The following is a 19,764-nucleotide window of genomic DNA, read 5'->3' as shown; positions in this document are numbered from 1 at the left end:
GCTCACGGCTATGTTCCGCACTGAGCCGACGCCGGCCGCCAGGATCGATACCCTCACGTCTTCACCCCCGCCCGTGCGGCTTCCGATGTTCTGGAAGCCGGTGCTGTGCGCGTCCGGCGTCCTGCTGCTCGTTCTGCTCGGCACCGCCGGGCGGTACGGGTATCACCGCGACGAGTTGTACTTCCGGTTGCTGGGGCAGCACTTGGCCTGGGGCTACACCGATGTCCCCGTCGGCACGCCCGCGCTGGCCCGGCTCTTCACCACCCTCCTGGGCGACAACCTCTTCGCCCTGCGCGTACCGTCCGCGCTGTCGGCGGCCCTGACGGTCGTCCTCACCGCCGCGCTGGCCCGTGAGCTGGGCGGCGGTCGCAGCGCCCAGACGCTGGCGGCCGCGGGAACCGCCGCAGGGGGTTCACCCTGGTCACCGGCCACATGCTGCAGTCCTCCGTGGTCGACATGGCGGTCTGGGCGGCGGCGATCCTGTGCGCTGTCCGGGCCCTGGTCCGCCGGGACGGGCGATGGTGGATCGCCTTCGGCGTGGTGTGCGGGGCCGGCCTTCTCAACAAGCACCTGATCACGCTCCTGATGGCCGGGCTGCTCACCGGGCTGCTCACCGTCGGGCCGCGCAGGGTGCTGGCGGACCGATGGGTCTGGTGCGGCGCCGCGGTGGCTCTGCTACTGGCCCTGCCCACCCTCGTCCACCAGGCCGCTCACGGCTGGCCGCAGCTTCAGATGGCGCGGGCGCTGGCCGACCGGTACGGCGCGGCCAACCGCACCGGCTTCGTGCCGGAGCATGTGCTGCTGCTGGGCCTGGCACAGCTGCCCGTCTGGATCGCCGGCCTCGTCGGCCTGTTCCGCAGGCAGGCTTGGCGCCCCGTGCGGGCCTTGGGCGTGGCGTACGGCGTGGTCGTGGCGATCGTCCTCGTCAGCGGAGGGCGCCAGGACTACGCGGCCCCTGTCGTCATCGCGCTGTACGGGGCGGGATGCGTTCCGGTGGCCGCATGGCTGGCACGTGACCGGCACCCGGCGGTGCGCGTACCGGTGTGGAGCGCGGCGTCGCTGTCCACCGCCGGGATCATGGTGGTGACGCTTCCGCTGCTGCCCCTGGAGCTGGCCGCCCGCACACCGATCCCGCGGCTCAACGTGGCGATGAGGGAGCAGATCGGCTGGCCCGCGTACGTGGATCAGGTGGCCGGGGTCTTCCGCTCGCTGCCCCCCGCCGACCGGCGACGGGCGGTCATCCTGACGGAGAACTACGGCGAAGCGGCGGCGCTGGACCTGTTCGGTCGTGGCCTGCCCCCCGCGTACAGCGGGCATGTGGAGCTCTACCACCTCGGCAAGCCTCCGCCCGGCGCCACGATCGCCGTCACCGTGGGGATGCGTCCGGCGGAACTCGCAACGGTGTTCCGCGCATGCTCGGTGAAGGGACGACTGGCCGACGCCACGCGCATCCGCAACCTGGAGTCGGGCGCGCCCCTCATGGTGTGCGAAGGCCCGCGAGGGCCATGGGCGCGGCTGTGGCCGCGCTTGCGTCATCTGGACTGAGCACCCCCTGCGATACCCCGCACGGGCTCCCGGCCGTCCGGTTCAGTCGGAGACGGCCGAGGACGTCTCGACGAGGCCGTCGCGCAGCCGGGCGCCCTGCCGGAGCAGTTCCCGCTGGACGAGTGTGTGGTGGACGTCGCGGGGCCGACGGTCGCGTCGCACCGCGAGGGCGGCGCAGACGCCCGCGGCCTGGCCGGTCGCCATGGCGATGGGCATCACCCGGTACGACGAGTGGGCGACATGGGTGCCCGAGATGCAGCGGCCCGCGACGAGCAGGTGATCGGTGCCGCGGGGCAGCAGGCAGCGCAGCGGGATGTCGTACGCCTTCCCTTGGGGTACGCGCTTCAGGATCGTGCCCGTGCCCTGCGGGTTGTGGATGTCGACCGGGTAGGCGCCGTGGGCGATGGCGTCCGGGAAGAGCTCCGCCGCCATGATGTCGTGCCCGGTCAGTTTGTAGTCGCCCATGATGCGGCGGGTCTCGCGCACGCCGGTCTGCACGCCGCTCTGGACCACGTACGACTCCTCGAAGCCGGGCACGTGGTGGCGCAGGAAGTGGTCGATCTGCCGCAGTTGGCGGCGGGCGACGAATTCGGCGCGGGTCAGGTCCCACACGCTCGTGCCCAGCACTCTGGTGATCCGTGTGCTGTTCACGCTCAGTTCGTCGGGGTGCGGGGTGGCGAAGAACAGGATGTCCTCGCGCGGCAGCTCCAGTTCGCCGTCCGCTGTGGCCTCGCGGACGAGATCCCACAGCCCGTGGACGCCGCGCCACTGGTCGGGGTGTTCCCTGACGTAGTCGGCGAAGCGCGGCTGGAGGAAGTTCGCCACCCGGAACATGAGCGTCATGGGCTGGACGAGCCCGTCCACCGGCCGGCCGACCTCGTAGGGTGCGCCCGAGGCGGCCGCGATGTCGCCGTCCCCCGTGCAGTCCACGACGACCCTGGCGTCGATCACCACGGGACCCGACTTGGTCTCGAAGACCACCCGCAGGCCGTCGTCGAGCGGAAGCGCCGAGGACGCGAAGGCGTGGAAGAGCATCCGCACCCCTGCCTCCTCCAGCATGTCCAGCGTGACGAGCTTGAAGACCTCCGGGTCGAACGGCACCGTGTAGCCGGTTTCGACGGAGGGCGGGACGCAGCCGCCCTGCCGGGTGAGCCGGTCCAGCAGCCGCCACAGCACACCGGCGACCACCGGCTCCCCCTCGCCGTGGTCGGTGGGCAGCAGGCGGGTGTCGTCCCCGGGGGATGCCTGCTTCTTCTCGTTGTGGAACGACATCAGCGGCATGACCAGGGCCGCCGTCGCGTTGCCGCCGAGGAACCCGTAGCGTTCGACGAGGACCACGTCCGCCCCGGCGTCCGTGGCGGCGAGCGCCGCCCCGAGGCCGGCCGGGCCGCCGCCGACGACGAGTACGTCGGTCGTGCCCGCGAGCTGCGCGGGGCGGGGCGGCAGCGTGATGGTGTGCTGCTCGGTGGGTGGTCCGAGGATCGGCATCGGCTTCTCCGCTTCCACACATGGTCCGCTGTACGGCTCGCACCGCTGTACCGCTGTACCGCTCAAGGTCCGCTGGTGCGTGTGCCTCCGCTCGTCGGTCCGGACGGAAAGGAGCCTTTCTGCTCCTCGATGTGTTCCAGCACCGCCCGGCAGCGATTCCAGGTCTCTCCGGACAGTTCACGCAGCGCGCCGACGCGCGAGCACAGTGTGTCCCTCCGCTGGGGATATTCGTCCCAGAGCCTGTCCAGTTCCGCCAGTAGCGGCCCCGCCTGCTCCCGGGCCACGCCGACCAGTGCCGGAGCGCCGACCCTGCGCGCGAAGTCGAAGACCTTGCCGGCATAGGGCAGGGGCAGGAACGGTACGCCGGAGACCGCCGCGAAGATCAGGAAGTGCAGCCGCATGCCGACGGCGAGGCTGAGGCGCCCCGTGAAGCCCAGGATCTGTCCGGGGCTGTAGGCGCCGTTCAGGATGCGGCCCCGGTCGGGCGCGATCATGTGGGAGAGGACCGCGTGCGCGTGGCGGACGTCCTGTCGCTCCATCGGCATGAACACCACGTACGTGTCGATGCGGCAGACGAGGAAGTCCGCCACCTCGGCCAGCAGGGCGTGGTAGTCGCTGACGCTCAGGTGTTCGGCCGCCCGGCCGGGCTCCCGTACCGACATGCCCACCAGTCGTGTGCCGCCCGGGATGCCCTCGTACAGCAGCATCTGGTCGGTGAAGTCCTCGGGTTCGAGCAGCAGCGCGGGGTCCGCGGTGACCGTGATCTCGCGATCGAGGCCGACCTCCTCCAGGACGAGCTTGGACTCCTCGTCCCGTACGACCACGTCGTCCATCTCCGCGACCACGCTGCGTACGGCCTGTCGATCGTCGGCCTCGGTGAGCGGCCCGGCGCCGATGGCATACGCGAAGGTGCGCACCCCGACGGACTGGGCCGCCTTGACCAGGCGCAGATAGCGCCGTGCCTCTCCGTCGTACAGGAATCCGCCACCCCCCAGAATGAGGAGGTCGAGCCCCGACAGCGCGGCCGTCAACCGGCCCTGACTGACGCCCTCCCAGCCCACGACCTCGTCGGCGGAGCCGTGGTTGACCGTGGTGTGCTCGGGATTCCGGCTGAAGACGACCAGCCACGCGTCCGGACGCCAGGCACGCAGGCGCCCGAGGGTGCAGGTCAGGATGGACTCGTCACCGATATTGAAGCCGCCGTACGAGCCGAGCACACCGATACGCAGGACGTTCCGCGGAGCACCCTCACTGGTCATCTGCGCTCCCACCGGATCCGAGCCGATCCAGAGCCCCGCCGAGGCCGGCATGCGCGCACTCGGCGGCTCCTCCCCGGATGCCCTCGGTACGGGCGGGCAAACACCGACTGCAGGCCGTTGATCCCTCAACTTCCTGTTCGCGGCCTGCTCGCCGAGCCGGGCTGCGGGGCCCGGGATGGGCGGGGATGCGGAGGGTACTCGGCTGTCCAGCGTCTCGGCACACCACAGAGGAGGCACGATGAACCAGCGCACGCCCAAAGATCGCGCGGAGAAGCGCAGCCGCGAGGAGCCCGGAGCCCATTCCGGCCGCGAGAACCAGCCTGCCCGACGCGACGTGCCGGGCACGGCGGGCGTCACGGAGGGGTACCGGCCCGAGGAAGGAACAGCCGGCGGTCAAGCCCTGAAGGGCGTCGAGGCGGAGGACACCGCGGCGACGAAGGGCCGGGCCGATCAGCCGACCGCACGGAAGCGCAAGGGCCGAAACACCGGCGGCCCGTAGCCTTTGCGCCCCGCCCCCGCCCCCCGCTCGTCAAACGCCGAAAGAGGGCTGATTTCAGCACACGACCCAGGTGACCGGGGCGCGCCTGGAGCGGTCTGTCAGTGTCCGTAGGGCGGCTCGAAGCAGCCGGTCTCCATGTACGGGCCATTGACCGCGACCTCGTAATTGCTCTTCTGCACGAACGCGCTGACGCAGGCGTCGTGAACGCGAAGCCCGACCAGGGCACCCTCGGGCGTGACGTACCGGCCGGCCTCGTAGCGCTGGTGCATCGCGCGCACCGTGAGCGTCCCCCCGAGCCGCTCGCCCTTCGGGCCGGTGCGCTCCTCCTCGTACCCGAGCTCGAGGAGCGCCGCGCGCACACGCGCGGGGTCCCATTCCCTCTGGGTCCACAGCCTCTTGAGGACGGGCTCGATGCGCGCGGCTTCCTTCTGCGCGGCCTTCGCGCCGGCGGGGGACATCTCGCGGGAGCGGCGGTAGGCGTTGTTGTCGCCGTTGTGGGGGGCGCCATCGACGACTCCGGGCTCCACGTAGGGGGATGCTCCCGGGGTACGGGGGCCGGAGCTCGGAGCCGTCCCCGGAGCACCGGCCGCCGGATTCGTGCCGCGCTGCTCACCGCAGGCGGTCAGCGATATCGCGGCGGCCAACAGGAGGGAGGCGGCCGCGAGGTGTCTGTGCCGTTCAGGCGTCGAGCTCCACATGGGGAGGACTCTGCCATGGCGGGGCGCCCCGCACGGGTGCGGGGCGGGTGATCGAGCCGTTGCGGAACGGACCCAAGGGGCCGTTCCCCGTGCTACCGGTCCGGGTAGATGTCGCCGGTGGCCATGCCGGACTCCTGCTCGCTCCGCTCCCTGAGCCGGCGTGCCTCGTCCCGCAGCCGCTGCTTCTCCTGCGGGTCGGCAGCGCCTTCCGCCGTCCGCTCCAGGTCCTTGGCCTTCTCGCGCATCTGCCGGGCTCGTTCACGCGACTCGTCCGCGGTACTCATGGGGCGCTCCTCCTGGACGGGGACCAACCGACCACACCAGGGAAACAGCGCCCCCGCCCGTCCGCACGTCGAAGCGCGAACCATGACTCCGCGCGACGATTCCGGTCGTCGTCCGGTCGGGCCTGGTGCGACCCTGGACGTGGGGGCCGCCACGAAGGGGTGCGGGATGCCCGAGCTGCCCGACGTCGAGGGGTTCCGTGAGGTCCTCGCCAGCTGTGGGCAGGGCAGGCGGATCACCCGGGTCGAGGTGCACGACGCGGGTGTGCTGCACGGGGTGAGCGCGGAGCGGCTGCGCCGCCGGCTGGAGGGGCGTCGGTTCACCGAACCGGGGCGGCACGGCAAGTGGCTGCTCGCCCGCACGGACGGGCCGACCGTCCTGATGCACTTCGGCATGACCGGACAGCTCCTGTGCTGCCGCGAGGGCGACGAGCGTCACCCGCACGACCGCGTCGTGTTCGCCCTGGGCCGCGACCAGCTGCGTTTCCGTGACCAGCGCAAGCTGCAGGGCATCTGGCTCGCCGACGATCCCGACGCCGACGTCGCTCGGGCCCTGGGCGACCAGGGGCCCGACGCCATGTCGCTGGACCGGGCCGCGTTCGACGAGCTGCTGTCCGGTCGGCGCAGCCGCGTCAAGTCGGCCCTGACGGACCAGTCCCTGATCGCCGGACTGGGCAATCTGCTCGCGGACGAGATCCTGTGGCGGGCCCGGCTGCATCCGGCACGCCGGACCGACGAGCTGACCGACGAGGAGCGCCGCCGGCTCCACACCGAGATGCGCCGCACCCTGCGCTCATCGGTGCGCGCGGGGCGCGTACCGCCGCGGAACTCCTGGCTCACCGGCCGCCGCGACGATCCCGACCCGGCATGCCCCCGCTGTGACGGCCCCCTGAGCCGCCGGCGCGTCGGCGGGCGCGGCACCGTGTGGTGCCCCCGCTGCCAGCCGGACGGCTCATGACCCGTACGGGCCGCCCCGCGCACATCGGGCGTCAGGACGACGGGTGGCTGGCCACGACCTCTCCGCCGCTGTCCGCGGCGAGGTAGCCGACCGCGTTGTACTCGTTGATGAGGTAGAACCGCAGCGTCGGCCGGTCGGAGTTGAACGTCCAGCGACCGACGATGACGTAGCGCAGGGTCGGACGCTCCACCCCCAGCTGGCCTTCGCCGCGCTTCATCAGGGCGGGAAGACCGTCCCAGGCCATGGCCGTGACGTCGAAGGGCTGTTCGTCCGCCGCGTCGGCGGCGATGGTGCCGCCGGGGCCGGTCCGCCGGGCGACGCCGTTGCGGAATTCGTACGCGTCGTAGGTCTTGGCACCCACCCGGGTAGGGATCTCCGCCAGGGCGTAGTCCTCGAAGATCGTCAGCTCCTTCATCCGGGTGGTGCCGCTCGCCTTGCGGAACGACTCGATGACCGTGCGGACGTTCGCCGGGGTGAGCAGGCTGCCCCGGGGCGCGGGGGTGCTGTCCCCCGTCCCCTTTTCCGCGCCCGTGCCCGGGGTGCGGTCTCCGGTCACCGGGGTGGCTCCGCCACTGGGCCGGGAGCCCGATCCGTCGGCGTCGGAGCCCGAGCCGCCGTCGGGGAGCACGTTCACGGCGGCGGCGACGGCCACGGCCGCCGTCAGCGTGAGGGAGACGGCGAGCGTCGCGGCGCGGCGGCGCGGCCGGGGGACGGACGGTGGCAGGGGCGGGCCGAACCCGCCGTTTCCCGAGGCGACATGGGACGGGACGGTCGGCGGCGTCCAGGACGGCGACGCGGGCGGCGTGTACGCGGGGTGGGGGTGCGGCGGGCCGAACGGGCCGGGTCCGGCTCCTTCCGGTACGCCGGTGCGAGACGGCCCCGCCTCGGCGTCGGCCAGCATCTGCTCCAGGCCTGCCCCGTCGGGCCGCAGCGCGGGGTCGCGCACCAGCAGCCGGGTGAGTACGGGCGCCAGCGCACCCGATCTCACCGGCGGCGGGATCGGGTCGTCGAGCACGGCGACCACGGTCGCGAGGCCGGTGGCGCGGCGCAGCGGGTGGTGGCCTTCGGCCGCCACGTACAGGAGCATCCCGAGCGACCACAGGTCGGAGGCCGGGTTGCCCTCCTCGCCACGTACACGCTCGGGGGCGATGTACTCCGGCGAGCCGATGAGGTCCCCTGTGGAGGTGAGCCGTGACGTCGCCTCGCTGAACGCGGCGATGCCGAAGTCCGTCAGGACGGCGCTGCCGTCCGGACGCAGCAGGATGTTCGCGGGTTTGACGTCACGGTGCTGGATGCCGGCGGAGTGGGCGGCGCGCAGGGCGGACAGGACCTGCCGCCCGAGGGTGAGGACCTCGGGCACCGGCATCGGGCCTTCGGCGAGGCGGTCGTGCACCGAGCGGCCCTCGACGAGTTCCATGACGATCCAGGGGTGCGAGCCGTCCTGGGGTTCGACGATGTGGTGGATCGTCACGACGTGCGGGTTCGACAGCCGTGCCAGCGCCCGGGCCTCGCGAACGGCCCGTTCGCGCAGCTGCGCGGCGAGTCCGGGCGTCGCCTCGGCGACCGCGGGGTCGGGCGGGCGGACCTCCTTCAGGGCGACATCGCGGTCCAGGGCGATGTCACGTGCTCGCCAGACCGTGCCCATGCCGCCGCTGCCCAGCCGGGAGATCAGTTGGAAACGCCCGTCGACCAGGGGTCTTCGGCCCTCACTCGTACTCATGGGCGGTCATGGTATGCGGTGCCCGTGACCGGGTGATCCGTGGGCGACCCACGCAGGAGCTCGCCGCCGCGCGAGCACCCGTTCGGGGTGGATCGGTGCGCGCCCCGCGCGTCACGGGGGGCCGCGGGCACCGCCGTCGGCCGGCCGTCCCATCGGGCGTACGGGACGGTCGGGGTTCGCGGGATCGTGGCACCCTGGCCGTATGTGCGGCCGTTACGTCTCCACCCGCAGCCCCGAGGACCTCACCCGGCTCTTCCACGTCACCGACTGGCTGCCGGAGGAGACCCTCGCGCCGAGCTGGAACGTCGCCCCCACCGACGACGTGTACGCCGTGCTGGAGCGCACGCCGCGGGGCAGCGGGGCGGCGCAGCCGAAGCGGGAGCTGCGGCCGCTCCGGTGGGGCCTCGTACCGTCCTGGGCGGAAGACCCCAAGATCGGCTCGCGGCTGATCAACGCGCGGATGGAGACCGTGCACGCCAAGCCCGCCTTCCGGCGCGCCTTCGTCAAGCACCGCTGCCTCCTGCCGGCCGACGGCTTCTACGAGTGGGAGTCCGTCAAGGACCGGGCCACGGGGAAGACGCGCAAGCAGCCGTACTTCGTCCATCCCGCCGACGAGCAGGTGATGGCGCTCGCCGGCCTGTACGCGTACTGGCGCAACCCCGAGGTCGAGCGCGACGACGACCCGGAGGCCTGGCTGATGACCTGCACCATCCTCACGACGGAGGCCACCGACGCCGCCGGCCGCCTCCACCCCCGCATGCCGCTCGCCCTCACCGCCGACCACTACGACGACTGGCTCGACCCCCACCACGAGGACCCCGACGACCTGCGTGCCCTGCTCACCCAGCCCGCCGACGGCCACCTCGACGCGCGGCCCGTCTCCCCCGCCGTCAACAACGTACGCAACAACGGCCCCGAGCTCCTGGACGAGCTCGCCTCCTGACGACTGCGCGCAGCCGGCACCGGGGCGGGTCAGAGGGGCCTCGGTGGCAGTTCCAGGACCGTGCGTGCGGCGGCGCGGACGTCCGCGTCCTCGTCCGTCACGAGCCGTTCGAGCGCCGTGCGGACCGCCGGGCCCGGCCGTCGGGCCAGGGACCAGGCGGCCGAGAACCGAACCCAGCGGTCGGTGTCGGCGGTGCGGGCCACGAGGAGTTCGGTCGTCGGCTCGTCGTGCGACGCGGCGAGGGCCGCCACAGCCGCCCTTCTGACCTCGGGTGCGGAATCGCCGGCGCCGGTCATCAGGACGGCCAGGGCCCGCACGGGATCCCCCGTGCCGAAGAGGGAGCCGAGCGTGCTCATCACATCGGCGCGCACCCGCGGGTCGAGGTCGGACGCCGCGTCGGCGACAGGCCCGAAGTAGTCCCTCCCGCCGCAGTCGATGAGGCTCAGGCCCCGGACGCCGACCAGCCGGGTCGCGGGGTCGTCCGAGGCGAGGCAGCCCAGGACCAGCCCGACGGACGTCCCCGGCCAGGCGGAGAACAGGTCGAGGAGGTCGAGCTCCAGCGTGTCCCCGTCCTGGTCGCGGTCGCTTTCCCACGCGCGCAGCAGGGCGGGCAGGGCCGCCGCACCGCAGGCACCGGCCAGGACATGGGCGATCCGGTCCCGCGCGAAGGGGTCGTCCGCGTCGACGTGTCGCGCGAGCCGGCGCTCCAGCTCCGACCGCAGGAAGGCGGCCGCCGGGGTCCGCAGTCGTTCCACCAAGGCACCGATCCGACGGCGCGCCTCGGGCTCGCGCTCGGTGTTCGCGGCGAGCAGCGCGTCCAACTCGTTCCACGTACGGCGCAGCGCCGCGCGCTCGGCCGCCCCCTCCCCCGGCACACCGTTCCCCGTCATGCCGCTCACCCTACAAACGTGCGCCGGCCCTGGTCGCGGCGGCGACGGGGGCTGACCGGCGCCTCGTCGCGCGGGCCGCCCCCGCGGCCCGCGCCGTCAGGCCTCCTCCGGGGCTACGGCCGGACGGCGTGCAGGACCCGCAGGCCGCGGGGGCCCGCCTCGTCGTGGTGGATGACGAGGCCGGCCGCGGCGCACTGGTCGGTCAACCACTCGGGGGCCAGGCGGAGTTTGGGGTAACTGCTCGTCTTCAAGTGCCAGGTGTCGTCCTGGCGGGTGTGCAGCAGGTCGTGGACCAGGACCGTGTCCCCGTCGACGTAGTCGAGGAAACAGGTGAGGATCCGGTCGTCGGTGCTCCGGACGGGGATGAAGCGGTCCGGGCCGTGCACGTCGCGTGTCAGGTCGCGGTAGGTGACGACGAAGCTGCCGCCCGGGCGCAGCGCATCGGCGACGTCCGCGATCAACTCCTGGACGTCGGCCCGGTCGGGCAGGTGCGGCAGGGTGTCGCCCATGCAGACGACGGCCGCGACCGAACCCGGGGCGGTGAGGCGGGGCAGGGCACCGCGGATGTCCCCGTGCACGGGGCGTACGGCGTCCGCGGCCCCCGAGCGCCGGGCGTGTTCGAGGAGTTCGTCGAGGAGCAGGTCACTGGTGTCGACCGCCGTCACTGACGTGAAGCCGAGGCGGGCGAGGGCCAGGGTCTGTACGCCGGGGCCGCAGCCGAGGTCGACGGCTGCGGCCTTCTCTTCAGGTCGGGCGGTCACTCCCAGTCCGCGGAGGAGTTCCGCCTGCGCCGCCACCACCGTCTCGATGTCACCGCCGAGCATCCAGGTGTAGTGCTCGGCGAGCAGGTGCGCGTAATGGTCGGCAGCGGCTGTCATGAGGCAGTTCCTTTCGCGAGGGCCAAGTCGGTCGGTCAGGCGGGCGGTTCAGGTGGTCCGGCGGGCAGTACGGAGTTCCTTCCGGGCGGGTGAACGGCGGCGGCACCTACGCCCCGGCGGGCGGGGCCGGGACGGTGGCGCCGCTCACGGCCGACTCGCCCGTCAGCACCCAGACGGCGAGATCGGCGAGGTACACGTTCGTCCTGGCGGCCTCCAGGGCTTCTCCGAGAGCTGCGCGATAGGTGGGTGTCGCCTCGGCGTGGCGTTGCCGGCCGGCCGGTGTGATGCTCGCGGCGACCGCCCGGCCGTCACCGGCCGGGGAGGTCCGCTCCGCGAGCCCCCGGGCCTCCAGCCGGCCGACCAGGCGCGTCACCGTGCTGTCCTTGAGCCCGATCCGGTCGGCCAACTCACCCATGCGCAGGGAGGGGCCGCTGTCCGGGTGCCGCAGCGCGCACAGGGCGCGGTACTCGGACAGCGGCAGGCCGTGCCCGTGTTGCAGGGCCTCGTCCAACTGCTTCTCCACGCGGCCCAGCAGTCGTACGGCCATGCACCAGCGCTCGTCCTGCATGTCGTCGGCGGACGGCCGCGCCGGCTCCTCGGTTCTCTGATGTGCAGTCACCACGCGGTGGATGCTATCTGCTTGCTCAAGCAATAAAAAGCACCGTAGCGTGGATGCCGCACCCACGCTCCACCACGACGGATTCGTCCCCTTCGGACAGGAGACCGCTCCCCGATGCCCCAGCATGCGGACAAGGCCCATCTCAGGAGAAGAGCGGAACTGTTCGGCGGCGGCGAGGACCATCGCCGGTTCGGCGGTCCGACGACCGGCGACGAGCGGCGCATGCTCCTCGACGTCCTGGGCGCCCAGCGCGCCACGCTGGAGCTGAAGTGCTCAGGCCTGGGACCGGAGTTGTTCCTGCGGTCCGTCGCACCGTCCACACTCTCGCTGCTCGGCCTGGTCCGGCACCTCGCCGATGTGGAACGCCGCTGGTTCCGGCGTGTACTGGCCGGGCAGGACGCACCCGCCCTCTTCTCCTCGGCGTCCGACCCCGACGGGGACTTCGACCGTGCCGAAGCCACGCCGGGCGTCGTCGAGGCGTCGTGGGAGGCCTGGCGGACCGAGGTGGCGTTCGCCGAACGGTTCGCCGGTCAGGCGCGCGACCTCGACGTGGAGGGCGTCGACTCCTGGCGCGGAACGGTCTCCCTGCGCTGGGTGCTCATCCACATGATCGAGGAGTACGCCCGCCACAACGGCCACGCCGACCTGCTGCGCGAGCGCATCGACGGAGCGATCGGCCTCTGAGACGGCGCGGTGCGGCCGCCCCGCGGGGTCGGCTGCCTGTCGGCCGGCGTCCGACGGCTCATGCGCGCTCGCGGAGGTACGCCTCCAGCTCGGCGGCCCCGTTCAGCATCGCCCGCCCGCGGAGGGAGAGCCGGCCGCGCCAGTCGCCGAGGGCGGCCTCCAGCGGCTCCAGCCCCCCGGCCGCCCGCACTTGGGCGATCAGCGGGGCGATCTGCTCCAGCAGGTAGCCGCCCCGCCTGAGCTGGTGGGCGAGCCGGGCGTCCCGTACGGCGGCCTCGTCGTAGACGCGGTACCCGGTCAGCGGGTCGCGGCGCGGGCGTACGAGCCCGGCACGCTCCCATTTGCGCAGCGTCGCGGGGCGGATGCCGAGCTTCCCTGCCAGCGGCCCGATGAAGGTGGCGCCCGGCACGGACACGGACACGGCTGCCGGCTCGGACCCGGCACCGGACCCGGACGCCGCACCGGGCTCGGACTCCCTCTTGTGCTCCAGGTCGCGCAGGGCGCTCTCCACGGCCTGGAGGGTTCGCCGGTCGTCGAGGAGCTGGGCGTGGCTCTCGTCGATGAGGCGGAACGCCTCGTCGACCTCGCCCTCGTTCACCGCCCGCAGGATCGACGTCGCCGTCCGGTGGCCGTGGCCGGGCACCAGGGCGAGGAAGGCGCGCAGGGCCGCCGCGTGCAGCGACGTATAGGTGCGGTAGCCCGCGGGCGTGCGGTCGGCGGCCGGGAGGATGCCGGCCTCCTCGTAGTTCCTGACCGCCTGGGTCGACAGACCGTGCCGACGCGCCAGGTCGACCGGCCTGAGCCGATCTCCGCTTTGAAGGTTTCGTCCCATGGTCCTGCCGATATCACGTCGAAGTCTCCATCGAAGGTTCAACGATACCGTTGAAGGCATGGCTACCGACATCAAGGAAACCACCCATCCCGTCCATGCCGCCGCCGTCATGGGGCTGCTCCCGGCGCGGCCGCGGCTGCTCGCCCTGGGCGAGCCCACGCACGGCGAGGACACGCTGCTCGGCCTGCGCAACGAGCTGTTCCGGCAGCTCGTCGAGGAGGAGGGCTACCGGACGATCGCGATCGAGAGCGACTGCATGACGGGCCTGGTCGTCGACGACTACGTCACCTCGGGCACGGGCACCCTCGACGAGGTCGTGGAGCGCGGAATCAGCCACGGCTGGGGCACCTCCGCGGCCAACCGCGAGCTGGTGCGCTGGATGCGCGCCTACAACGACGGCCGGCCCGCGTCCGAGCGGCTCCGCTTCGCCGGTTTCGACGGCCCGCTGGAGATCACGGCCGCCGCGAGCCCCCGGCAGGCCCTCACCGGACTCCACGGCTACCTCGCGGCCCGCGTGGACGCGGACCTGCTCCCCTGTACCGCGGAGGCGCTCGACCGCCTGCTCGGCGCCGACGACCGGTGGACCGACCCCGCCGCGATGAGGGACCCCGCCCAGTCGGTGGGGCGGTCGGCCGAGGCCACCGAACTGCGGCTGCTCGCCGATGATCTGGCGACGTTGCTCGACGAGCAGACGCCGCACCTGATCCAAGCGACGTCGCGGGACGACTGGGACCGGGCGCGCCTGTACGGGCGCACCGCGACCGGCCTGCTGCGCTACCACTACTGGATGGCCGACACCTCACCGGCCCGCTTGACCCGGCTGGTGGGCGTGCGGGACCAGATGATGGCCCGGAACCTCCTCGCCGTCGCCGAACGGGGCCCGGCGCTCGTCCACGCCCACAACTCCCACCTCCAGCGGGAGAAGAGCTCGATGCGGATGGGCGGGATGCCGCTGGAGTGGTGGAGCGCCGGCGCGCTGGTGAGCGCCCGGCTCGGCGAGGAATACGCCTTCGTGGCCACGGCCCTCGGCACGATCCGGCACCAGGGGGTGGACGCGCCGTCGCCGGACTCCGTCGAAGGACTCCTGTACGCGCTCCCGGAGGACCGCTGCGTCGTCGACGCCCCGCGGCTGGCCACCGCCCTCGCCGGCACGCGGCCCGCGCCCCGCGTCTCCCCCTGGTTCGGCTACGCCCCGCTCGACCCGGCCCACCTGGCGGGCACCGACGGCATCGTGTTCGTCAAGGACGTCCCGCAGAGCTTGCTGTTCCGTCCCTGGAGGTCGACGACAGAAGGGCCCTCGTACTCCACGCTCTCTACCACCCCGGCTGAGGGGCTGCCCGGCGGTCGTGGAATACATACCTCTGTGATTCGCTTGAGCGAATCACAGAGGTATGACGGCGCTTGAGGCGGGGCTGGTCACCACTCCATTCGGACCTGGGGCGCTCGGAACCGCGGCCGAATGGTGAATCACCGCATTGCGATGCCGCAAGAAAGGCACCCGGCTGGTGCGAAGGGATTTTCCGGAGGCAGTGCAGAGGCGTTTCCTCGGCCCGCGTCCGCACCTGGATCGGCACCGTCCCACCGCAGGGCCAGAGCCGATCCGGCAATACGGCGGAGCATGCCCGCGTAACCGGCCGCCGTGATCACATGAACGCCCCTCCCAGGTCGTCGAGCGGTGATCGCCGCATCGGCACACCCGAGGGGCGATTTCCGTACAGGACCGCGCTCGCGCCGACTCCGGACACCGCCCTCGGCAGCCCCTCTCATGCGGCGCCCACGGGGCCGACGTCGGCGCCCAAACGTTTTTGCTTCCGCTGAGCGGAACTTCTGGAGGCGAAGATTCCGAAACGCGGATCCGCCTCCCGTACGCTTCACCGCCGCGGCGCACCCCAAGAACCGAAGCTGCCATTGCCGGGGGATTCGAAGACGACCGCATAAGCGCCGGCCGGCCCGGCGGGAACCGCGACGTGCCTCCAGACGGTCCGTTCTGCCACGGAGGCCGGTTTAACGCGATGCCCTCGTTCGGTGTATTACGGACACGCGGAGGCGAGCGCACTCCTATGGAATCCGAGTCGCGAGTTTCCCTCACCTTCGGGATGTCGACTCTATTTTCATATGAATCCGCAAGAAAGCAGCCATTATGGCTCCTCTCGAACGTGGGGCGAACGGGAGACACGGAGAAAGCGCGCCACCGGAGGCGCCGGGGGCGGTAGGGCGGATTCGCGCAGTACGCATGGTGTGTGAGTGGTCGACTGCTGTCGACGGTGCGCTCTCATCATGTGGCGAAGAGACACACGCTCCGCGGAGAATTTCTTTCATTCAGGCACGTATCCGCGTCAGACTTGTTCTGCACGGGTACGAGATACCTCACCGAAGCCCGTCGCCGCCAGCCGTTCCGGTAAATGGCGATCGATCGCGATTCGGTACGCCTTCGCGAATGTCGGCGACCGGACGGAGTCCGCTTGCCGCAAGCAGCGAATCGAGCCCGATCCGGTGACTATCTCATGCATTCCCGGCAGCAAAGCAGAAAGGTTTGACAGATCTCTTCCGTCAGCAGAGCCAGAGAAAGGAGAGGACGATGGCAGAACCCACGGAAACCCAAGTCGTCTCGGCACCGCAGAGCACCGCCGTCATCGCCACGGTCGCGGGTAACGGCAGGGCCGAGTACGCGGGTGACGGCCACGCCGCCGTGAAAGCGGGCCTTCACCAACCCAACACCGTCGCACGGGACTCCCAGGGCAACCTCTACATCGCCGACACCGAGAACCACCGGGTGCGGAAAGTCGACGCGGAGACCCGGACGATCACCACCGTCGCGGGCAACGGCGAGCAGGCCTTCTACGGCGACGACGGTCCGGCCGCGGACGCCGCGCTCAACCGGCCCCGAGGCGTCACTGTCGACTCCGAGGGCAACTTCTACATCGCCGACACCGAGAACCACCGGGTGCGGAGGGTCGACGCGGAGACCCGGACGATCACCACCGTCGCGGGCAGCGGCAGCGCCGGCTTCGGCGGCGACGGAGGAGCAGCGGTCAGGGCCCACCTGTACACGCCCTTCGACGTCGTGCTGGGCCCCCACGGCAGTCTCTACATCGCCGACACCGACAACGGGCGGGTGCGCAGCGTCGACGCGCAGTCCCAGACGATCACCACCGTCGCGGGCAACGGCGACCACGGGTTCTCCAGCGACGGCGTGCCGGCCACCACGGCCGCGCTCAACCGGCCCCGCGGCGTCGCCGTGGACTCGCGGGGCAGTCTCTACATCGCCGACACGGCGAACAGCCGTGTGCGCAAGGTGGACGGGACGACGCGGACGATCACGACGGTGGCGGGTGACGGCAGCGACGGGTTCAGCGGGGACGGCGGGCCGGCGGTCTACGCCGCACTCAACCGCCCCGGGGCGTCGCCGTGGACTCCCAGGGCAACGTCTACATCGCCGACACCGACAACGAGCGCGTGCGAAAGATCGATTCGGTGTCCCGGTCGATCACCACCGTCGCGGGCAACGGCAGCACCGGCTTCGGCGGGGACGGCGGACTCGCCGTGAACGCCGTACTCAACGAGCCCCGCAGTATCGCCGTGGACCCCGGAGGCGACCTCTACATCTCCGACACGGGAAACAACCGTGTGCGGAAGGTGAGTGAAGTGCCCGTCACCGCGCCGTTCTCCGTGTCGCCCGGGGGAACGGCGACGCTGGAACGCGGCACCGGCAAGTTCGGCTGGCCCGGCGTGTACGTGAAGGCCCTCGGAAGCGGCGGAGTCGCCCCGCAGACCGTGCGGGTGACCCTTCCTGCCGGGAAGGGCCTGCAGTTCCACGGCAGCGGCAACCTGATCGTGTACGGCGAGGACCGGGACGGCCGCTTCGGCCAGCTGGCCTCGTACGGCGGCACGCTGTCGGTGGACAAGCAGACGTTCACCACCGACGGGCCGGTCGACCTGCACCTGGGGACGAACGGCAAGACGAACTCCCTGCTCATCGGCGTGGTGGCCCCTGCCGACGCGGTGCTGGGCGAGACGAAGCTGACCTTCACCGTGGGCGACCGACCGCCCACCTCCGCACCCGTCAACGTCACGGTCGGGTTCTCGGTGTCGCCCGGGGGGACCACGACACTGGAACGCGGCAAGTCCGCCTGGCCCGGGGTGTACGCGAAGGCCCTCGGGGACGGCGGAGTCGCCCCGCAGACCGTCCGCGTGACCCTGCCCCCCGGGAAGGGCCTGCAGTTCCACGGCAGCGGCAACCTCATCGTGTACGGCGAGGACCGGGACGGCCACTTCGGCCAGCTGGCCTCGTACGGCGGCACGCTGTCGGCGGACAAGCAGACGTTCACCACCCACGGCCCGGTCGACCTGCACCTGTGGAAGGCGCAGGCGTCGAACTCCCTGCTGATCGGCCTCGTGGCGCCTGCCGACGCCGTGCCGGGTGAGACGAAGCCGACGTTCACCGTGGGCGGCCAACCGCCCACCTCCGCACCCGTCAACGTCACGTAGTCCCGGCGGCGGTTCGGACCTGCCCGCCGGAAGGCCGCCATGAGAGAGCCGCGGCTCGGCGCGGCCGGGGCGCCCACCGGGAGGCCCCGGCCACGCCGGCCCTGCGGACGCGGTCGCCCGGGCGCCCTCCCCCTCGTCTTCATCCCGTCCCTCCGAAGGGAGCAGATACACGTGGACTCGGCGGCGACCCGCGCGCACATGCCTCCTCAGGTCTCGTTCACACGGCCGAAGAGCCTGTCCATCGCGGCCCGGGTGTACGGCTACCCACCGACTCACAACGCGGGGTCCGAGTGGATGCTCCACTCGATGCTCCGGCCGCTGGTCGAGCACGGCCACCGGGTGACGGTCTGGCTCTCCCATCCCGGGAGCATCGAGAAGCGCTACGACATCGGCGGCGTGAGCGTGGTCCCGTACCAGGAAGGCGCCGACTTCGCCGCCGCCGTGCAGAAGGCGGACGTGCTGATCTCCCACTTCGAGAACGTCCCCCTGGTGTCAGGTCTGGCCCGGACCCGGCAGATCCCCGTGGTGGTGATCTGTCACGACAACTTCGCGACGACCTTCCACAACGCGGCGGGAGCCGACCTCCTCGTCTACAACAGCGAGTGGATCCGGCGGGACGGCGAGATCTTCTACGCGCGGTACCCTCCGGAATTCCTGCCCAAGCGCACGATCGTGGTGCGCCCCCCGGTGATCGCGGAGGACTACCGCACCGAGCCGGGCGACCGCGCGACCCTGGTGAACCTCAACGCCGACAAGGGCGGCGAGCTCTTCTGGCGGATCGCCGCCTGGACACCGGAGTGGAGTTTCCTGGGCGTCCGCGGCGCCTACGGCCAGCAGATCATGCCGCCCCCTCGGCTGCCCAACTGCGAAGTCGTCGACAGCGTTCCGGGCACGAACATGCGCGAGCACGTCTACAGCCGGTCGCGGGTGATGCTCATGCCGAGCCTGTACGAGTCCTGGGGCCGCGTGGCGGTGGAGGCGTGCGCGTCCGGTATCCCGGTCATCGCCCATCCCACTCCCGGGCTGGTCGAGTCCCTGGGAGCAGCAGGCATCTTCGCCTACCGGGACGACGTGAACGCCTGGATCCACGCCCTCCTCGCGCTGCGGGACCCCGTCAACTGGGCGAGAGCGTCCCGGCGTGCGAAGGCCCGATCCGAACAGCTGACCAGGGAGTCGGACCTCGACCTGTGGTGCGACGCGGTCGAGTCGCTGGCCCGGGAACGCCGGCCGGCATCGCTCCGCGGCGCGAGTGCGGCACGCCGGCTGTGGCGCTCCCAGTGAACAGGGCCCCGGCAGCCACGGACCGAGCGGGCAGCAGCCCTGCCCGCAGGACGAGAAGGGGACAGGAGGTGGTGGTCATCCGCTGAGGAGGTCCTCGGAGCCGCATCGCAGCGAACTGGCTCCAGCGGCCACCCGGCACACCAGCCGCAGACACGAAGCAAGCAATTTTTCGGCTCGAACGAAAGGAAAGATCCGTGCTCGAATTCAAGACGGTCACCTTCACGGTGGACTCCGCGCCCATGTCCGCACAGACCAGCCTGACGTCGGGATTCTCCCTCAAGGGCAAGGTCCGGAAGATCGATGGAAGGCCGGTCATGAACGTGGCCCTCCAGGCATGCAAGCTGGAGGTGCTCCACGGCGGAAACGTGCACCACTGCTCGATGTCGCTCGACGAGGTGGCCGTGGAACTCATCCCGTCCTCCAGCGCGGAGTACGACGGGACCGTCAGGATGACCATCTGGCGCCGCAACCACCCCAACGACGCGAGGGACGCGGCCTGGAAGTTCAGGGGCACCGTCACGGCGCTCGTCGTCGCCGACATCACCAGCTCCTGAGGCCGGAGACGGCAGCGTCCGCGCAGTCCGGACGTGTCGTCCACCCCCTACCGGGCCGTCCGGTCGGCACGACCGCCGGCCGGACGGCCCCGGCTACGAGCGCCCCGACACAAGACCGGGCCGCCACCCCGCCGTCCCCCGCCCACA

The 19,764-nt window shown here is 71.7% G+C and carries 19 protein-coding genes and 1 pseudogene; 11 read left to right on the top strand and 9 right to left on the bottom strand.

The genetic code is table 11. From position 1 onward, the window contains the following. Positions 1-10 precede the first annotated feature (10 nt). Both ABEB09_RS32660 and ABEB09_RS32655 read left to right on the top strand, forming a co-directional pair. Complete coding sequence (locus ABEB09_RS32660) at positions 11-574, top strand: glycosyltransferase family 39 protein (protein ID WP_345693526.1); 564 nt, start codon at positions 11-13, stop codon at positions 572-574. Continuing rightward, the gene (locus tag ABEB09_RS32655; protein WP_345694164.1) at positions 457-1,545 is read left to right on the top strand and encodes a glycosyltransferase family 39 protein; all 1,089 of its coding nucleotides are present in this window, start codon (positions 457-459) and stop codon (positions 1,543-1,545) included. The genes ABEB09_RS32660 and ABEB09_RS32655 overlap by 118 nt, the downstream gene beginning before the upstream one ends. Before the next feature lie 42 nt (positions 1,546-1,587). Here ABEB09_RS32655 and ABEB09_RS32650 read toward each other — a convergent pair whose 3' ends face one another. Both ABEB09_RS32650 and ABEB09_RS32645 read right to left on the bottom strand, forming a co-directional pair. Then, positions 1,588-3,033: an FAD-dependent oxidoreductase gene (locus tag ABEB09_RS32650; RefSeq protein WP_345693525.1), complete on the bottom strand. Its 1,446-nt coding sequence runs from the start codon at positions 3,031-3,033 to the stop codon at positions 1,588-1,590. 62 nt (positions 3,034-3,095) lie between these two features. Next, on the bottom strand, positions 3,096-4,292 hold the full coding sequence (locus tag ABEB09_RS32645) for a polysaccharide pyruvyl transferase family protein (RefSeq protein ID WP_345693524.1): 1,197 nt from the start codon (positions 4,290-4,292) through the stop codon (positions 3,096-3,098). Between the two features lie 238 nt (positions 4,293-4,530). Here ABEB09_RS32645 and ABEB09_RS32640 point away from each other — a divergent pair, with 238 nt between their 5' ends. Next, the gene (locus ABEB09_RS32640) at positions 4,531-4,791 is read left to right on the top strand and encodes a hypothetical protein (RefSeq protein WP_345693523.1); all 261 of its coding nucleotides are present in this window, start codon (positions 4,531-4,533) and stop codon (positions 4,789-4,791) included. 98 nt (positions 4,792-4,889) lie between these two features. Here ABEB09_RS32640 and ABEB09_RS32635 read toward each other — a convergent pair whose 3' ends face one another. Together ABEB09_RS32635 and ABEB09_RS32630 are read right to left on the bottom strand one after the other, a co-directional pair. After that, positions 4,890-5,318, bottom strand: coding sequence for a hypothetical protein (locus tag ABEB09_RS32635; protein ID WP_345693522.1), 429 nt, complete (start codon positions 5,316-5,318; stop codon positions 4,890-4,892). A 263-nt stretch (positions 5,319-5,581) separates the two neighbouring features. Continuing rightward, on the bottom strand, positions 5,582-5,773 hold the full coding sequence (locus ABEB09_RS32630; RefSeq protein ID WP_345693521.1) for a DUF6381 family protein: 192 nt from the start codon (positions 5,771-5,773) through the stop codon (positions 5,582-5,584). A gap of 166 nt (positions 5,774-5,939) precedes the next feature. On the opposite strand from ABEB09_RS32630, the gene ABEB09_RS32625 reads away from it, so the two are divergent. After that, positions 5,940-6,728: an Fpg/Nei family DNA glycosylase gene (locus ABEB09_RS32625; RefSeq protein ID WP_345693520.1), complete on the top strand. Its 789-nt coding sequence runs from the start codon at positions 5,940-5,942 to the stop codon at positions 6,726-6,728. A 31-nt stretch (positions 6,729-6,759) separates the two neighbouring features. Here ABEB09_RS32625 and ABEB09_RS32620 read toward each other — a convergent pair whose 3' ends face one another. Further along, positions 6,760-8,448: a serine/threonine-protein kinase gene (locus ABEB09_RS32620; protein ID WP_345693519.1), complete on the bottom strand. Its 1,689-nt coding sequence runs from the start codon at positions 8,446-8,448 to the stop codon at positions 6,760-6,762. A gap of 202 nt (positions 8,449-8,650) precedes the next feature. Here ABEB09_RS32620 and ABEB09_RS32615 point away from each other — a divergent pair, with 202 nt between their 5' ends. Beyond that, a complete protein-coding gene (locus tag ABEB09_RS32615; RefSeq protein WP_345693518.1) occupies positions 8,651-9,391 on the top strand; it encodes an SOS response-associated peptidase in 741 nt (246 codons plus the stop codon). Between the two features lie 29 nt (positions 9,392-9,420). On the opposite strand, the gene ABEB09_RS32610 is transcribed toward ABEB09_RS32615, so the two are convergent. The 3 genes from ABEB09_RS32610 to ABEB09_RS32600 all read right to left on the bottom strand — a co-directional run bounded on the left by ABEB09_RS32610 (position 9,421) and on the right by ABEB09_RS32600 (position 11,781). Continuing rightward, positions 9,421-10,281: a HEAT repeat domain-containing protein gene (locus ABEB09_RS32610; RefSeq protein ID WP_345693517.1), complete on the bottom strand. Its 861-nt coding sequence runs from the start codon at positions 10,279-10,281 to the stop codon at positions 9,421-9,423. A 113-nt stretch (positions 10,282-10,394) separates the two neighbouring features. Continuing rightward, positions 10,395-11,159 (bottom strand): class I SAM-dependent methyltransferase, encoded by a 765-nt coding sequence (locus ABEB09_RS32605; RefSeq protein WP_345693516.1) that lies wholly within the window; start codon positions 11,157-11,159, stop codon positions 10,395-10,397. A gap of 106 nt (positions 11,160-11,265) precedes the next feature. Next, entirely contained in the window at positions 11,266-11,781 is a 516-nt protein-coding gene (locus tag ABEB09_RS32600) for a MarR family winged helix-turn-helix transcriptional regulator (protein WP_345693515.1), read from the bottom strand. Between the two features lie 111 nt (positions 11,782-11,892). Here ABEB09_RS32600 and ABEB09_RS32595 point away from each other — a divergent pair, with 111 nt between their 5' ends. After that, positions 11,893-12,462 carry a DinB family protein gene (locus ABEB09_RS32595; protein WP_345693514.1) on the top strand — a complete coding sequence of 190 codons (570 nt, stop codon included), beginning with the start codon at positions 11,893-11,895 and terminating at the stop codon, positions 12,460-12,462. Positions 12,463-12,520: 58 nt separating this feature from the next. On the opposite strand, the gene ABEB09_RS32590 is transcribed toward ABEB09_RS32595, so the two are convergent. Next, positions 12,521-13,294: a TioE family transcriptional regulator gene (locus ABEB09_RS32590; RefSeq protein WP_345693513.1), complete on the bottom strand. Its 774-nt coding sequence runs from the start codon at positions 13,292-13,294 to the stop codon at positions 12,521-12,523. A 58-nt stretch (positions 13,295-13,352) separates the two neighbouring features. On the opposite strand from ABEB09_RS32590, the gene ABEB09_RS32585 reads away from it, so the two are divergent. The 5 genes and pseudogenes from ABEB09_RS32585 (at position 13,353) to ABEB09_RS32565 (ending at position 19,617) form a co-directional block, all read left to right on the top strand. Beyond that, positions 13,353-14,699, top strand: a complete 1,347-nt coding sequence (locus ABEB09_RS32585; RefSeq protein ID WP_345693512.1) for an erythromycin esterase family protein — start codon at positions 13,353-13,355, stop codon at positions 14,697-14,699. Between the two features lie 1,173 nt (positions 14,700-15,872). Next, positions 15,873-16,613 (top strand): annotated as a pseudogene (locus ABEB09_RS32580) (NHL domain-containing protein); the annotation flags it as partial. A gap of 89 nt (positions 16,614-16,702) precedes the next feature. Then, complete coding sequence (locus ABEB09_RS32575) at positions 16,703-17,782, top strand: NHL domain-containing protein (RefSeq protein WP_486389095.1); 1,080 nt, start codon at positions 16,703-16,705, stop codon at positions 17,780-17,782. 171 nt (positions 17,783-17,953) lie between these two features. Continuing rightward, on the top strand, positions 17,954-19,063 hold the full coding sequence (locus tag ABEB09_RS32570; protein WP_380839716.1) for a glycosyltransferase family 4 protein: 1,110 nt from the start codon (positions 17,954-17,956) through the stop codon (positions 19,061-19,063). Between the two features lie 194 nt (positions 19,064-19,257). Continuing rightward, positions 19,258-19,617 carry a hypothetical protein gene (locus ABEB09_RS32565; RefSeq protein WP_345693509.1) on the top strand — a complete coding sequence of 120 codons (360 nt, stop codon included), beginning with the start codon at positions 19,258-19,260 and terminating at the stop codon, positions 19,615-19,617. Positions 19,618-19,764 lie beyond the last annotated feature (147 nt).

Origin of the sequence: Streptomyces coeruleoprunus (assembly GCF_039542925.1) — a bacterium.
Taxonomy (GTDB): domain Bacteria; phylum Actinomycetota; class Actinomycetes; order Streptomycetales; family Streptomycetaceae; genus Streptomyces; species Streptomyces coeruleoprunus.
Note: the sequence above shows the minus strand (reverse complement) of the source record. Positions and strands in the feature narration are given on the sequence as shown.